Origin of the sequence: Psychrobacter sp. APC 3281 (assembly GCF_030407815.1) — a bacterium.
GTDB lineage: Bacteria > Pseudomonadota > Gammaproteobacteria > Pseudomonadales > Moraxellaceae > Psychrobacter.
Genome location: NZ_JASDCS010000006.1, coordinates 315,588 through 332,377, shown reverse-complemented (window position 1 = coordinate 332,377; position 16,790 = coordinate 315,588). Strand labels below are relative to the sequence as shown.

The 16,790-nt window shown below is 43.8% G+C and carries 13 protein-coding genes; 10 read left to right on the top strand and 3 right to left on the bottom strand.

The features are described from left to right. Positions 1–265: 265 nt before the first annotated feature. From QL886_RS06885 to QL886_RS06870, 4 genes are all read left to right on the top strand, one after another. The gene (locus QL886_RS06885) at positions 266–1,621 is read left to right on the top strand and encodes a homoserine O-acetyltransferase (protein WP_290178138.1); all 1,356 of its coding nucleotides are present in this window, start codon (positions 266–268) and stop codon (positions 1,619–1,621) included. After that, positions 1,618–2,226 carry a methionine biosynthesis protein MetW gene (metW, locus tag QL886_RS06880; RefSeq protein WP_057758464.1) on the top strand — a complete coding sequence of 203 codons (609 nt, stop codon included), beginning with the start codon at positions 1,618–1,620 and terminating at the stop codon, positions 2,224–2,226. The genes QL886_RS06885 and metW overlap by 4 nt, the downstream gene beginning before the upstream one ends. Positions 2,227–2,638: 412 nt before the next feature. Then, on the top strand, positions 2,639–3,220 hold the full coding sequence (locus tag QL886_RS06875; protein WP_057758462.1) for a tetratricopeptide repeat protein: 582 nt from the start codon (positions 2,639–2,641) through the stop codon (positions 3,218–3,220). A 259-nt stretch (positions 3,221–3,479) separates the two neighbouring features. Continuing rightward, positions 3,480–4,538: a rhodanese-related sulfurtransferase gene (locus tag QL886_RS06870; protein WP_290178118.1), complete on the top strand. Its 1,059-nt coding sequence runs from the start codon at positions 3,480–3,482 to the stop codon at positions 4,536–4,538. Positions 4,539–4,687: 149 nt separating this feature from the next. On the opposite strand, the gene serA is transcribed toward QL886_RS06870, so the two are convergent. Continuing rightward, a complete protein-coding gene (gene serA, locus QL886_RS06865) occupies positions 4,688–5,914 on the bottom strand; it encodes a phosphoglycerate dehydrogenase (RefSeq protein ID WP_290178117.1) in 1,227 nt (408 codons plus the stop codon). A gap of 336 nt (positions 5,915–6,250) precedes the next feature. Here serA and QL886_RS06860 point away from each other — a divergent pair, with 336 nt between their 5' ends. Continuing rightward, on the top strand, positions 6,251–7,687 hold the full coding sequence (locus QL886_RS06860) for an FAD-binding oxidoreductase (RefSeq protein ID WP_290178116.1): 1,437 nt from the start codon (positions 6,251–6,253) through the stop codon (positions 7,685–7,687). 91 nt (positions 7,688–7,778) lie between these two features. On the opposite strand, the gene QL886_RS06855 is transcribed toward QL886_RS06860, so the two are convergent. Next, positions 7,779–8,408, bottom strand: a complete 630-nt coding sequence (locus QL886_RS06855; protein WP_201568524.1) for a BLUF domain-containing protein — start codon at positions 8,406–8,408, stop codon at positions 7,779–7,781. Positions 8,409–8,945: 537 nt separating this feature from the next. Here QL886_RS06855 and QL886_RS06850 point away from each other — a divergent pair. The 4 genes from QL886_RS06850 to lspA all read left to right on the top strand — a co-directional run bounded on the left by QL886_RS06850 (position 8,946) and on the right by lspA (position 15,299). Then, a complete protein-coding gene (locus QL886_RS06850) occupies positions 8,946–10,583 on the top strand; it encodes a carbon-nitrogen hydrolase family protein (RefSeq protein WP_290178115.1) in 1,638 nt (545 codons plus the stop codon). 206 nt (positions 10,584–10,789) lie between these two features. After that, a complete protein-coding gene (locus QL886_RS06845) occupies positions 10,790–11,338 on the top strand; it encodes a protein disulfide oxidoreductase (protein WP_290178114.1) in 549 nt (182 codons plus the stop codon). Between the two features lie 450 nt (positions 11,339–11,788). Further along, entirely contained in the window at positions 11,789–14,650 is a 2,862-nt protein-coding gene (ileS, locus tag QL886_RS06840) for an isoleucine--tRNA ligase (protein WP_290178113.1), read from the top strand. After that, positions 14,643–15,299, top strand: a complete 657-nt coding sequence (gene lspA / locus QL886_RS06835) for a signal peptidase II (RefSeq protein ID WP_290178111.1) — start codon at positions 14,643–14,645, stop codon at positions 15,297–15,299. Before ileS ends, lspA begins: the two co-directional genes overlap by 8 nt. A 138-nt stretch (positions 15,300–15,437) precedes the next feature. On the opposite strand, the gene QL886_RS06830 is transcribed toward lspA, so the two are convergent. Then, a complete protein-coding gene (locus QL886_RS06830) occupies positions 15,438–16,106 on the bottom strand; it encodes a cold shock and DUF1294 domain-containing protein (protein ID WP_290178110.1) in 669 nt (222 codons plus the stop codon). A gap of 183 nt (positions 16,107–16,289) precedes the next feature. Between QL886_RS06830 and QL886_RS06825 the strand changes: the two genes are divergently transcribed. After that, complete coding sequence (locus QL886_RS06825) at positions 16,290–16,787, top strand: peptidylprolyl isomerase (protein WP_290178109.1); 498 nt, start codon at positions 16,290–16,292, stop codon at positions 16,785–16,787. Positions 16,788–16,790: the final 3 nt, after the last annotated feature.

Genomic DNA, 16,790 nt, shown 5'->3' with positions numbered 1-16,790 from the left:
TTCATTTATAAAGTATGTTCCATAAAAACTATGATCGATACGCTCGAAAGGCGCGCTCGATGGTTGTACTCCAACGCGCATCACCATACAATAGGCAGGCCCAGTTTATAAAAACCGTGTAGGTAAAATAGCCTTTTAGCAACGTGCCATTTTGCTTTTATTTTATTGATGATTGTAGTCTTGCGAGGTAGCTTTGAACGCACGCTCTGATAATACCAGTGACCAGCATCCTAATTCACAACCTCACCCTAATAGCTCAGCCAATATTGACAGTGCTATAGGGTCGGTGGGTGTCGTTACGCCTCAGAATTTTCATTTCGCTGAGCCCTTAACGTTAGAATGCAACCGTACCCTGCCCTCGTTTGACTTGATGGTAGAGACTTACGGTACGCTCAATAGCGACAAATCAAATGCAATTCTGATTTGCCACGCGTTATCGGGCAATCATCATGCAGCTGGCTTCCATAGCGCTGATGATAAAAAAGCAGGCTGGTGGGACAATATGATTGGCCCCAATAAAGCAATTGATACCAATCAGTTCTATGTGGTGTGTGTCAATAATATCGGCAGCTGTTTTGGTTCAACAGGGCCTACTACTATTAACCCCGATAACGTTGGTTCGGACAGCGTTGATTCAAATAGTAGCGATGAGCCGCAAGTGTATGGCCCTGATTTCCCGCTGATCACCATCAAAGACTGGGTAAAAACTCAAGCAATGCTCTCAGATCGTTTAGGCATCGACGTTTGGCACGCCATTGTCGGCGGCTCAATGGGCGGTATGCAAGCGCTACAATGGTCTGTTGATTATCCAGAGCGATTAAAACGCTGTGTGGTCATTGCCAGTACGCCAAAGCTATCTGCTCAAAATATCGCCTTTAACGAAGTGGCGCGCCAATCTATATTATCCGATCCTGACTTTAAAGACGGACGCTATATACAAGAAGGCACTTATCCTCGTCGCGGACTGATATTGGCGCGTATGGTTGGCCATATTACCTATCTAACTGATGACGCGATGAAAGCAAAATTTGGCCGTGATTTAAAATCAGGTAAATTCATGTATGGCTACGATGTCGAGTTTCAGGTCGAAAGCTACCTACGCTATCAAGGCGAGCGCTTTAGTGAAAACTTCGATGCCAATACTTATCTGCTCATGACCAAAGCCTTAGATTACTTTGATCCGACGCGCGACTACCCATCAACCGTAGTAAAAGACACTACAGAGTCGGCAGTGCAAATAGAAGACTCAATCGCGGCGTCAGTCGAATCTAGTAAAGCCAATGCACAGAGTGAGTTAGAAGATGCAGTAACGACGATTGAAGATATTGAGTCTGATCGTCAGCAAGAGCTCTCTGCGCTTAAAGCTGCCTTTGCTCATACACAATGCCAATATCTGGTCGTGTCATTCACCACTGATTGGCGCTTTGCACCTGAGCGCTCGCAAGAGATTGTCGATGCGCTAATGGCCACTGGCAAACCAGTCAGCTATATCAATATTGACGCGCCGCACGGACATGACTCCTTCTTGTTTGATATTCCTCGCTACATGGGTGCGGTTAAAGGATTTTTGACTGCGCCATTTATTACCCTTAGCCGCTCAGCCACAGGAGAACGCTCATGAGAATGGATCACCAACTGGCAGAGCGCTGGATTGCGCCGCAAGCACATGTACTGGACTTAGGTTGTGGTAATGGTGAGCTGCTTGCCCATTTACAGCAGAAACTAGGCGTGACAGGTTACGGACTAGAGATTGATGAAGACAAAATCAATGAAGCGATTGGTAATGGCTTATCAATTGTCGAGCAGGACCTCAACGATGGTCTAGCGCGTTTTGCTGATAACAGCTTTGACACGGTCGTCATGGCACGTGCCCTACAAGCAGTAAAAGCACCTGACGAGTTGTTGCTTGATATGCTGAGAGTTGCCCGTGAAGCAGTCATTACCTTCCCTAACTTTGCGCATTGGCAAAACCGTATTCATTTAGGGCTTAAAGGTATGATGCCTGTTTCTGAAGCGCTGCCTTACGAATGGTACAACACACCAAACATTCACCTATGTACTTTCAAAGATTTTGAGCTGTTATGTGCGCAGCATGATATTCATATTATTAATCGTTTTGCCGTTAGCGATTCTGAAAAAGGCCATACACCTTTGATGAAGGCGTTAATTAGGCAAGCGCCTAACTTGTTAGCAGACGTCGCTATCTATCGAGTGACCAAGAAATAGCCGCTAAATTCTCAGCTGTCTTTATATTTTATAGACTGCTAAACAGTGCCACATAAGTTGGTATCAACCTTAATAGATTGTTAACTTAATATAATTTTTTAGTAACTGTCTGATTTTGTTAAGGACAATCAGGTACAAACGTCTATGAGACCTTGTAATTAGTATTTGAGTTTCGTAAGTTTGGGTGTTAAGCTAGCAAAATATTGTCAGCCACCCCACTATTACGACCGTTTGTCTAATCAGTTAGGGTGAAATCTTTGATTTAGAGATGACAACCCCCTTTTGCTAATGATTAGGTAAGTTCATATCGCAAGAGTTCACCTAATTGTTATCGCCGTCTGACTGTCTTTAGCGAGACAATGTTTAGCGGTACAATTTTTTTGCTTATTAACTGCCTAATTTTGGAGCTGCTATGAAATTATTAAAAGCTGCGTTGTTTACTGCATTATTTTCTTGTGCTGGTTTAGCCAATGCTGAGTTAATATCAAACGTACCGCTTGATACCTCACGTTTTGAGCTTATGCCTGTGAGCGAGTTGTCTAGTCGTGCCGCTCAAGGTAACGATCACGCTCAGTTCTATTTGGCCAAGCGTTTGCAAAAAGGTGAAGGTATTGCTCAAAATACCCAACAAGCAATCCAGTGGTATACCAAAGCCGCTCAGCAAGGTGTTGCCCCTGCTCAGTTGAATCTTGCCATCATGTATTTGCGCGGTGAAGGTGTACAGCCTAACTTGCAACAAGCTCGTCTGTGGTTAGAAAAAGCTGCAATGCGTGGCGATAACCGTGCCAGTTACACGCTTGCGTTATTAGATGAAAAGCAAAAAAATCTGGTCGATGCCTATAAATGGTATGACTTGGCTGCCCGTGATGGCATGCTAGATGAAAAAGTCCGTAACAAAGCGCGCGGTAAAATTGGTCAGTTGGCATTAAACTTATCAAGTGATGATATCGCTAGTGCTCGTAGCAAAGCGGATACTTGGTTCCAGAGTAAATAGTATCTAACTTTCGTACTACGAATTGAATATAAAAAAAGCTCAGTATTTTACTGGGCTTTTTTATTTTTTATCATATTCATCAGTGGTCGAACGTTTTCCATAACATCAAGCCAAGCATTACAAACTATTCAAAACCCTAGCAAAATTTGCTACACTACGCGCGCATTAATCAATTCCACAATTGAGATAATGTTATACACCTATCTACTTTTTTATTATCATTGCACTAGGTTTGCGGCCTAGCCAGCAGGAGAAAGACATGAGCACCAACAAAGAAACTGCGATAACTGACAACAATTCAGCCCCTGTATACGATAGTGTAACTAATAATATCGTCGTTGCTGCACTATATAAGTTCACACGCTTTGCCGATTTTGAACAGTACCGTGAGCCTATCTTAAACACTATGCTCGATAACGATGTGAAAGGTACGTTGTTGCTTGCAAGCGAAGGTATTAACGGTACGATTTCTGGTACGCGTCAAGGTATCGATACCGTACTTGACTACCTGCGCAGTATTGAAGCAATTGGTACTTTTACCTTTAAAGAATCCTATACTGACGCACAGCCTTTTTATCGCACTAAGGTGAAATTGAAAAAAGAAATCGTCACCATGGGTGTCGAGAATATCGACCCATTGGAATCCGTTGGTCGCTATGTAAAACCAAGCGAGTGGAATGCGTTGATCTCAGATCCTGAAGTCACCTTGATCGACACGCGTAACGACTATGAAGTGCAAATCGGCACCTTCCAAAATGCAGTCAACCCAAACACTGAAACGTTCCGCGAGTTTCCAGAATACGTCTCAAAAGAGCTCGATCCAACCAAGCATAAAAAAGTCGCAATGTTCTGTACAGGTGGTATCCGCTGCGAAAAATCTACTGCCTATTTACGTGAGCAAGGGTTTGAAGAGGTCTATCATTTAGAAGGCGGCATCCTAAAATACCTCGAAGAAGTCCCTGCCAGTGATTCTATGTGGCAAGGTGACTGCTTTGTTTTTGATAATCGAGTTTCGGTCAACCACAACTTAGAAAAAGGCAGCTACGAGCAGTGTTTTGCTTGCCGTATGCCGATCACTGTCGATGATATGCAAAGCCCTGCTTATATCAAAGGTGAATCATGCCCACACTGTATCGACAAAGCGACTGATGAACAGAAAGCCCGTTTCCGTGAGCGCGAGCACCAAATGCAGCTAGCCAAAAAGCGTGGTGAAGCCCATATCGGTAGTGACGTGATGGATGTAATAGAAAAACGCAAAGCTGCTAAGACGGAAGCGCGTCTACAGGCAGAAGCTGCGAACAATACTAAAGCGGACTAAACTTAGCATTAGTACAATAAAAAAGAAGTGAAATAAAAAAGAGAGGCTCCAATCAATAGAGCCTCTCTTTTTTTATGACAAATCTTCAATGCGTATCAAAGCTATTAGCCCTGATAGTGTTAATCCAATTTTATAATGGATTAACTATATTAAAATAAGATACGTACGCGGATAGTCTCTTCTACATCTTTTAGTTGGTCTAGTGCAGCGGTCGAATCATTGTAATCGACATCCATCACTAGATAACCAACATCACCTTCTGTCATCAGGCTCTGCGCTAGGATGTTAATACCAGCTTCAGCAAATAGGCGGTTAATCTGAGACAGTACGCCTGGGACGTTTTTGTGAATGTGTAGTAGACGATGCGAGTTTTCTTTGAACGGAATAGAAACTTCTGGGAAGTTCACAGCCGTCGCCGTATCACCTTGGTCAGAGTATCTAACAAACTTATCTGCTACTTCCAGTCCGATATTGGCCTGTGCTTCTTGTGTTGAACCACCGATATGCGGCGTCAAAATCACATTATCAAACTTACGTAGTGGTGACTCAAACTCTTCGTCAGCTGATTTTGGCTCTTTCGGGAACACATCAATAGCCGCGCCCAAAATTTTACCAGACTCAAGCGCATCTGCCAGATCATCAATCTCAACACACGTACCGCGAGCCGCATTGATAAAGTAGCTGCCTTCTTTCATTTGAGCGAACTGCTCAGCTTTCATCATATAGCGAGTGCTTGGTACATCAGGTACATGCAATGTCACGATATCAGCCGTTGATAGTAGCTCTTCTAGGCTACCAACTTGTACCGCGTTGCCTAGCGGCAATTTGGTCACAACATCATGATAAATGACTTTCATACCGAAGCTTTCTGCTAAGACAGACAGCTGCGAGCCGATAGAGCCATAACCGACGATACCGATAGTCTTGCCACGTACTTCGTGTGAGTTGGTCGCAGACTTACCCCAGCCGCCGCGATGTACGGTTGCATTCTTTTCAGGAATACCGCGATACAGCATAATGGCTTCTGCCAATACTAGCTCAGCTACCGAACGAGTGTTCGAGAATGGCGCGTTAAAGACAGGGATACCAAGATCACGAGCGGCATCTAAATCTACTTGGTTGGTACCAATACAAAAGCAACCAATGCCGATAAGCTTGTGTGCGTGCTCAAGTACTTCACGCGTCAGCTGAGTACGCGAACGAATACCGATAAAGTGAGCATCTTTGATCTTTTCGATCAGCTCGTCTTGATCTAAGGCGTGACTGATATTCTCGATGTTGTGGTAACCAGCTCCTTCCAATACTTTTAGGGCATTGTCATGTAGACCTTCAAGCAATAAAAACCGGATTTTGTCTTTTTGTAGTGATAACGCCATATGAGAACTGTCCTATAATTGTTTTATAAGATTACCTGTTGGATAATCTATGATGGAGGAAACGAAAACAGTCCCGATATCTTACACAAAATTTGAGGTCGATGTTAGCAGATTAGATGAATTATTGGTTATCAAGCCTGAAAAATTTTTATGCTATAGTGAATTATTCTGTTTGAAACCGATCGAATCAATTATTTATTACTTACCTCTTCTTACAGGTAAAAATTATCATCCACTTATTACCTCTACGAGCTGACTCATCACTGAATTTATAGTTATTTCGCTATATAATAAGCAGTCCCAGCATCGTGCTTACGCCAATATTGAGATTTGACCATGACGCCAACTACCGCTCAGAACACATCCGAAACCAATGCCGTGCAAACCATCTTGAGCACGCTCACGGATACCCATGATTTCGACCCCAGCCAAATCAAAACCGATGCTGAGAGTTTAGAGCATTGGGGTAAAGACTGGACCAAACATTTTGCCCCTGCTGCTGCTGCCATCGTTTTTCCAAAGACCACTGAGCAAGTACAGACTATCGTACTGCTGGCCAATGAGCACAATGTTGTCCTGACGCCTAGTGGTGGTCGTACAGGACTCTCTGCTGGTGCTGTCGCTGCCAACGGTGAAATCGTCGTCAGCATGGATAAAATGAACTGCATCGGACAGTTTTATCCTGCCGATCGAATAGTTGAAGTCGAAGCCGGTGTGGTTACCCAACAGTTGCAAGAATTCGCTGAATCAAAAGACTTATACTACCCTGTCGACTTTGCCTCAGCAGGATCTAGTCAAATCGGCGGCAATATCGGTACCAATGCTGGCGGTATCAAAGTCATCCGCTACGGCATGACCCGTCAATGGATCATGGGTCTGACTGTCGTCACGGGTAAAGGCGATATCTTGCAGCTGAATCGCGGCATGGTAAAGAACGCCACCGGTTATGACCTGCGCCAATTATTCATCGGTAGTGAAGGCACGCTTGGCCTTGTTACTCATGCGCAAATCAAGCTTGAGCGTCAGCCACAAGACTTAAACGTCATGGTACTTGGCATGGACAGCTTTAACGATGTGATGAACGTACTCTCTGCCTTTCAAGCACAAATTGATTTGACGGCATTCGAGTTCTTTGACGATGTAGCGATTGATAAGCTGATGGCACATGGTCAAGTACAAGAGCCGTTTGAGTCACGTACCAAGTTTTATACGCTATTAGAGTTTGAAGCGCCTTATGAGCCAATCATGGACAAAGCCATGGCCATATTTGAGCATTGTATGGAGCAAGGTTGGGTCGTCGATGGGGTGATGAGCCAAAACCTCACACAAGCGGCAGAGCTGTGGAAGCTGCGCGAGTATATCTCAGAGACTATCTCGGTATTTACGCCTTATAAAAACGATGTCTCGGTGCTGATAAGCCACGTACCGACTTTTATCGAAGAGATTGATCACATTGTCAACAGTAACTATCCTGACTTTGAAGTCTGTTGGTTTGGTCATATCGGTGATGGCAATTTGCATCTGAATATTCTAAAGCCTGAGAATATGAGCAAAGATGATTTCTTTGCTGAGTGTCAGGTCGTCAATAAATATGTGTTTGAGACGGTACAGAAATATGGTGGTTCAGTGTCTGCTGAGCATGGGGTTGGTATGACAAAGAAACCGTACTTGCACTATAGCCGCAGTGAGACGGAGATTGATTATTTACGAGAAGTCAAAAAAGTATTCGATCCAAACAACATTATGAACCGTGGTAAGATTTTTGATATGTGATTAGATGTTTAACACTTATCTCAAATAAAAAGACGCTAAACCGAGAGGCTAGCGTCTTTTTTTTGGGTTTATAATTCGCAGAAACTACAATCTATAAATATAACAGTATTAGTGCAACGACCAGTAGTATGCTCAAAAACCCTTGAATAATCAGAAACGCCTGATGCGGTGCTGCGATATGACGCACCATATTACCCAATGCATTATAAGTAATACCTGCCGCCTTAATATGAGGTGGACTGTCGAAAGTTTTGATAATTTGCAAAAACTGTTCAGTCCGATCAGACGACCAGCCGTGCGGCGCAAATGGTAAAAACGGAGATAATTGTACGGCCTGTTTTTTGGTCGCGGGTGACCATAACCAACGCTCTAAAAACAGCAAGCGCATACGCCAGTCGGCAAAGCTGCGATGATTGATGACTTGTAATAGCAACACTTCTACATTTTTATGACGACTATCGACGAAGATTCGCTCTTGCAGAGCAAATACGTCTGACTTCTTACCTTCAATACATTGCAAGAAGTGACCATTGCCGTAGCATAGCGTGCCTGTGATGTTATGCTGCTGATTGTAGTTACGTGCATGACCTTCTACTTCATCAAAAATAGAGGTGCTCAAGCGCGAGCCAAGAGTCAGCGTACTGACATAAACCAACTGAACCAGAGCGGAGTCATCTATGTCATCCCACTTCATGATTCTATTGGTATGATTTAAAGGCATAATAAAATAATCCTAAGAAGCCGGTGAGATACGGCTAAACGAAACAAGCAACACAATACTATGCCTGAGTTGAACCAAAAAATTGACTCACAAAAACGTAGCAAATATTTACTACGTGAGACTGTTATTACCGTTACAGCTTGCTATGATAACAAGCAAAACAAAAGGTGCTGATAGATATTATTTAGATTCTATATTGAGATAATAAATAGCAAGACAGTCGCAGATACAATGATGATGCAGAGTTATGCGCTTATCGGTGTTTACAAACCTAATAGGTATAAAGTGATATAGAATGCGGCGTTCGCTATCCTTTAACCCTCTATGTTAGCCAAAATCATTACTAAATAGAGTGAGTAAAACGGCCCAAGATATCAACATAACCTATTGTAAACACGGCAATAAATTATTGTAACGACAATATCTTCCTATTGGAATGTTTTTATTACTTTTTTGCACAAAAATCGGCACATCAATGTGCTATGACCCCATTATTTGATACCACTACATTCAATAGCTATTTAAAACAGGAAACTTATGAGTAAGATGGAAAAACTAGATGACTTTCACCTCACGATTGCTGAGATTAAGAAAAAAGATTATCCACAATTAAAGGCTTTGATGGATCGTGTCTATGTAAACTTGGGTGGCGCATGGTCAAAGACAACCATTCATACTTTGATTGACGCGTTCCCGGAAGGTCAAATTGCTTTGTTTGATCATGATCAGCTGATTGGTATCGTGCTCTCTATGCGCGTTGACTATACCAAGTTTTCGAACCCGCATACCTATGACGATTTGATTGGGCAAAAAGAAATCATCAGAGACAACCCAGAAGGTGATGCCATTTATGGTTTAGATGCGCTCATCGACCCTGATTATCGTGGCTACCGCCTCGGTCGTCGTCTGTATGATGCACGCAAGGAGCTATGCCGACAGTTGAACTTCCGCGCTATTTTAGCTGGCGGACGTATACCTAACTATCATAACCATAAAGATCTGACTCCAGGCGAATATATTGATGCCGTTGAAAGCCGTGAAATTCACGATTCAGCTTTGTCGTTCCAGCTGTCTAATGGCTTTATCGTTAAGCGTATTTTGACCGCTTATCTGCCAGACGATAAACAGTCAAAAGGCTTTGCGACCTTGCTTGAGTGGGCAAACATTTACTATGAGCCTAAAGACTATAAGCCTAATACTCGCAAGTCTGAAGTGCGTATTGGTGGTATTCAGTGGCAGATGCGTGAAGTCGAATCACCTGAGGAGCTATTGCAACAGGTTGAGTTTTTTGTCGATATCATGGCTGACTACAACTCAGACTTTGCCTGCTTACCTGAGTTTTTCAATGCACCATTGATGGGTCTATGCGAAGAAACCGATCAAAATATTGCCATTCGATTTTTGGCGGGTTATACCGAGTGGTTCAAAAATGAAATCTCGCATTTAGCCGTCAGTTATAATGTCAACGTCATTACCGGTTCGATGCCGTTACTGGACGAAGACGATACCTTATACAACGTCAGCTATCTGTGCCGCCGCGATGGTACGGTTGAAGAGCAACGCAAAATTCATATTACTCCGCATGAGCGCAGCGCTTGGGTAATCGAAGGCGGCGATGAAGTCAAAGTATTCGACACAGATGCGGGTCGTATCGGTATCTTGGTCTGCTACGATGTTGAGTTCCCTGAGCTTGCACGTCTAATGGCACTTGATGACATGGATATCTTGTTTGTGCCTTTCTGGACTGACACCAAAAACGGCTATCTACGTGTCCGTCATTGCGCACAAGCCCGTGCTATCGAAAACGAATGCTATGTGATGATTTGTGGTTCAGTGGGCAATTTGCCGCAAGTTGAGAGTTTGGATATTCAGTACGCTCAGTCGTCGATTTTTTCACCGTCAGACTTTGCGTTCCCGCATGATGCGATTATGGCAGAGACCACTGCCAACACGGAGATGGTGTTCTTCTCTGATGTAAACTTGGACAAGCTGACTCACGTTCGTCACGAAGGCTCCGTACATAACCTGATTGACCGCCGTGATGATTTGTTCAGCTTAAAGTGGAAGCGCAAGGCCAAAGTGCCTGCGAGCAAGTTGACCGACGAGCAGCACCGTGAAAATTCAGGCAGCGTACTGATTGGCGATCCATTACAAAACCGAGCACAAAAGCCGTAGTTAATTGTAGTTAGTTATGGTCGGTTGACGTCGCACACTTATAGTAGACTTTATAAATAACACGGCTGATTTTCAGCCGTTTATTTTTATCTACTGTCTACTCTTTGTGCAATGATCATATAGGCAATCACGATAAGATAAGCAGTGACGATGAGCCATCATTTGAAAATAACTGAAAACAATATGCAAACTAAAAAGCGGATGTCATGACGACCGATATTGAGCAAACAGAAGTAAAGCCAAAGAAGCAGCCGAAGCGAAAGATCATTTCGATACTTAAAACGATAATGTTATATGGTCTCATGTTTGTCGTGATCTATAGCGTGGTCAATTGGTGGCGACAGCCTATTATGCCTGCCAACCCTCAATTGCAACTGACCGATTACCAAGGGCAAAGTATCGACCTAGCAGCGATGAGTCACGATCGGCCTACGCTGGTATACTTTTGGGGTACGTGGTGTTCAGTCTGTAGTTTTACTTCGCCAACCATCAATAAACTAGCAGCAGATAACTATCCCGTTGTCACTGTTGCTGTACAGTCCGGCTCAAATCAAGAGCTACGCAGCTACCTCGATCAGCATCAGTTTGATTTCACTACGATAAATGATCAACAAGGCGATATCTTTGCGGATTGGCAAGGACAAGTCACACCGTCCTATTTGGTATTAGAGAATGGCGAGATGACACAAGGGCTAACAGGGATTCAGCCATTATGGTCATTGAAACTGCGCTTATGGTTAGCATCTGTTTTTTAGCAGTTGAGCCGTACTTTATGTTTCAATAAATCATTATGTAAAAGGCCTATAGCTGTGTCTTCACCAATGATATATGACGCAGATAAACAATTGATATTGGACAAAATTGGGCCAACCTCGCACAGCTCTTTTTACCCTACCCTTTTTGTCATATAATAGCTGCCGATCTAAATATTTTTTTGAATTATTTTTACTGGCATATTTTATGTTGCAATCGTCTCGTTACCATTTATTATTGACGTAACTATTTACGGACTAATGAGCGACAATGGGTATTTATTGACATGATGGTTGATAAACCGACTATGATGAGCAATATACTTACTATTAGTAATTAAGCATTATCAATACCGCGTGACCCTCAGTAATATATTGAACTACATTGAACATCGAGCCTTGTATCCGGTTTTGAACCGACACACAAACCTACCTTTTAAAAAGATACCTTCTATGACTGATAAAAGCACTGACACACCAAGCCAAGATTACAAAGACACGCTGAACCTTGCGGATACGCCATTTGCGATGCGCGCAAACCTTGCCAAGCGCGAACCAGATTGGTTAGCTGCTTGGGAAGCGGATGACGTGTACGGTAAAATTCGTCAGGCGCGTGCTGGTGCAACCAAATATATTTTGCACGATGGCCCTCCATACGCCAACGGTCAGATTCACTTGGGTCACGCAGTCAATAAAGTACTAAAAGACATTATTGTAAAATCAAAAACCTTATCAGGATTTGATGCGCCTTACGTCCCTGGTTGGGATTGTCATGGTCTGCCAATCGAACAAAAAGTCGAAGCTAAGGTAGGTAAAGTCGGTCAAAAAGTTTCTGCTACCGAATTCCGTGGTCTATGCCGCGAATATGCGAGTACTCAAATTGAATTGCAAAAAGCAGACTTCAAGCGTCTAGGTGTGTTTGGTGATTGGGACAATCCTTATCTGACTATGAACTTTCATCAAGAAGCCAACATCGTGCGTGCGCTTGCCAAGATCTATGACAATGGTCATGTGACTCGCGGTATGAAGCCAGTCAACTGGTGCTTGGACTGTAGCTCTGCCCTAGCAGAAGCAGAAGTAGAATATCAAGACAAAGTCTCTGACGCGATCTATGTCAGCTTTGATGTGCTCGGTACGGATAAAGTAGCCGCATTGGCAGATATCGCAGATAACATCGCTGCTGTTATTTGGACAACTACGCCATGGACACTACCTGCCAACCAAGCTATCTCAGTACATCCAGAGCATAACTATAGCGTGGTTGCTACCGAAAAAGGCAACCTACTACTCGCAGCGGATCTTATCGAAACTGCGTTGAGTGAGCTAAAATTAGAAAATAACGGCATCCTAGCAACTGTATCAGGCAGCGAGCTTGAAGGCCTACATGCCCAGCATCCACTGATTGAAGACCGTCAAGTACCGCTCATCTTGGGCGATCATGTGACTACTGATAGTGGTACTGGTCTGGTACATACTGCACCTGGTCACGGTTTAGACGATTATATCGTTGGTTTAAAATACAACTTACCAGTGGAAAACCCAGTAAGCGGTACAGGCGTTTATTTAGATAGCGCTGCTGTATTTGCAGGCGAGCACATCTATAAAGCCAATCCAAAAATCATCGCTGCACTACATGACAATGGCCATCTAATCAGCCATACCAAAATTGAGCACAGCTATCCGCATTGCTGGCGTCATAAGTCGCCAATCATTTTCCGTGCTACGCCTCAGTGGTTTATCAATATGGAAACCAAAGGCCTACGTGCTCGCGCGCTTGCTGATATTCCTACAGTCAACTGGACACCAGCATGGGGACAAAATCGTATCGAAGCCATGATGACGGGTCGCCCTGACTGGTGTATCTCACGTCAACGTACGTGGGGCGTGCCGATTACTTTCTTTACGCACAAAGAAACAGGCGAGTTGCATCCAAACACCCTTGAGCTGATGGAAACTGCAGCGCAAAAAATCAATGAAGGCGGCGTTGAAGCGTGGTTCGATGCTAGCTGTGAAGACTTCTTAGGCAGTGAAGCTGCTGACTATGACAAAGCGACTGACACCTTAGACGTTTGGTTTGACTCAGGCACCACACATTTTGCGGTACTTGATCAACGTGATGAATTGACCAATCCAGCTGATATGTATCTAGAAGGCTCTGACCAACATCGCGGCTGGTTCCAGACGTCACTGCTAACGTCAGAAGCGATGTATGAGCGCCCACCGTTTAAGCAAGTATTAACGCATGGTTTTGTGGTCGATGAAAATGGTCGCAAGATGAGTAAGTCACTGGGCAATATCATCACGCCGCAAGAAGAGATTAATAAAACAGGCGCTGACATGCTGCGTCTGTGGATTGCGTCTAGCGATTACCGTTATGAGATGAGCGCAGGTAAGACGGTCTTTAAAGGTGCGATCGATATGTATCGCCGTATCCGTAATACGCTACGTTTCTTGCTTGCCAATACCGATGACTTTGATCCAGCGACTGATAGCATTGATATCAATGAATTGGTTAGCCTTGATAAATTCATCATTGAGCGCGCACAAACCGTACAAGCTCAAATCATTAGCGCTTACGATGCGATGGACTTTCACCAAGTCACTCAGCACGTGACAGCGTTTTGCTCGCAAGACTTGGGTAGCTTCTATCTAGATATTATCAAGGATCGCCAATACACCACGCAGGCAGATGGTCAGCCTCGTCGTTCTGCGCAGACGGCTATCTACCATATCACTCATGCATTGATTCGCTGGATTACACCAATCTTGTCATTCACGGCGCAAGAGGCTTGGGAAGTGCTGAACCAACGTGATGCGGATAAAGGCGGCTATGTATTCACTCAAGAGTGGTATGAGTTCCCAGCGTTTGAGCTAAGTGCTATCAGCAACGATGACTGGCAGCGTATTATGTTCGCAAAAGACATGGTAAACAAACATATCGAAACTGCACGTGGCGAAAAAATCATCAATGCCAACTTGTCTGCCGACGTGAGTCTATACGCTGACGGTCCAATGTATGAGAGCTTAGCCAAGCTTGATGAAGAGCTACGTTTTGTACTAATTACTAGCAACGCTGCATTGAAGCCAATGAGCGAAGCGCCTGCTGATAGCATCGCACAGACAAAAGAAGCGACCGACACCAATACCGAAGAGGCTGTCGATTTAGTGGTACAAGTAAGTGCGGCTACTGGTACTAAGTGCGTACGCTGCTGGCACATTCGTGATGACATCGGTACAGATAGCGCACACCCTGAGCTATGCGCGCGCTGCGTGACCAATGTCAGTGGCGATGGTGAGGTACGTCACTATGCCTAACCCAACAGACTCACCTGAAAGCCAGCATGACCAGTCGCCGCAGGTGAAGGTTGACCATTCGCCTAAGCCTGCTCATGCAACTACGGGTAGCTCGACTACACCTAGAAGTCGCCTGACCAAGTCAACAAATAGGACACCAAAGCTGGTGCCCAATGGTAGTCGTGCTTTTGTATGGTATATATTGGCATTGGTTATCGTCATTATCGATCAGTGGACCAAATGGTTGGCAGAAACTAAGCTGACCTTTCATGATCCAGTGCCAGTGATTGAGCCATTCCTCAATTGGACATTGGCTTATAACTATGGCGCGGCCTTTAGCTTCTTGGCGGACGCGGGTGGTTGGCAGAAGTGGTTTTTTTCAGGACTGGCTTTACTAATGTCGCTATTTCTAATCATCTATCTGATTAAAGCACCACGCAAAGCCACACTGTTATCTTTCGGTCTAGCCTTAGTATTAGGCGGTGCAGTTGGTAATTTAATCGACCGCTTATTACATGGTCATGTGATTGATTTTATCCATGTGCATTATGCTGATGTTTGGCATTATCCGATTTTTAATATCGCGGATATTGGTATTTCTATCGGTGTATTATTGATTGTCATCGATATGCTGTTTTTGGAAAAAAAGCGTGAAATGCCGCGGTCGTAACTGTATGTAGCTAGAGATCTTAATTTAATTGATAAATAAAAAAGGTGGGTTACGCAGTCGTAACCCACCTTTTTTTGTCGATCGTTTTAGTGCTTTCGTCATACACGTAGCAATACTGCTAATCGTGAATGCTATTATTTATAGCAACTCTGATAGTAAATCAGTCAAAGTCTCTAAGCCACCATCTGCCAATAAAAACAACAACCCTGCCATATTGACGACAACCGTCAAATAATAAGTAACTCGAAACTCGGGTTTTTGTGATTTGTGACGCAGATACGTTTGAGCCAATAGCGCACCTACCCAACCGCCAAGCGCGCTTAGTATATGCAGTGTAGACTCAGGCGTACGCCAGTCGCCACTTTGCGCAGCAGCTTTGTCTTTGGCATACATGCCATAAGTAATAATCCCTAGCAAGACGTACCAGCCGACCACTAGCCAGCTCAGTTTATCTGTCGCTGCTAATAAAACTAAGACACCATAAAAAGCCAGTCCAAGAAACGAGCGTTTTTTTTGACCCGCTTCAAACTCTGCCTGATGGCTACGTTTCTGATTGCGCTGACGGATCTGCTGATTTTTTTGTACTATCTTTTGCTGTACAAACCCAAGCTCTTGTACTTGTTTGGCCTGCCTGCGCCCTTCTGCATCCTGTCCAATGCTAAAGACCACTGCCTCACCGATATTAGGACGGCGCTGAGCCTTAAACTCACTCACATGAAAGAAGACAGACTCGCCCGCTTCATTTTCAATAAAGCCAAACCCTTTATCATCCTGCCATTTTTTGACAGTGCCTTGTTGTTTATTCACTACCGACACCTCATATCTTTTAGAATTGCCAATTATAGTACACCATCTGCGTTACATTATTGACGCTTACATCTGGCCTTAGATGGCTTATTATTTCTTACACTATAATACTGCAATTAAAAACACTGTAATCAAACGCATTATTTTCTATTCTTTTATTCTAGCAACCGATGGCTTTTTATTATGACTCAATCTCAATTTATTAACCCAAACGAAGACACTCGTATCGCTCATGGTAGCCTTGTGAAGTTGCACTTTGAAGTTTCACTAGAGAACGGCACCATCATCGACTCAACTTTTAATCGTGATTCACCTGTGTCTTTGACCATTGGTGATGAAAGCTTGTTACCTGGTTTTGAGCAGGTACTAATGAATCTACGCGCCGGTGATACTCGTACCGCACACCTTGAGCCAGAGCAAGCTTTTGGTGAGTGGAATCCTGAAAACATCCAACATTTTAGCCGTACTCAGTTTGCGCTAGTCGCTGACAATCCAGAGATTGGCATGATGGTTGAGTTCGAAGACAAAGGTAAAAACACGCTGCCCGGTACGATCAGTGCCATCGATGATGACCAAGTCGAAGTAGACTTTAACCACCCATTGGCAGGACAAGACGTATTATTCAAAGTGAAAATCTTTAAAGTCACACCACCCGGTGTCACTGGTATCAAATTGATGTAAACA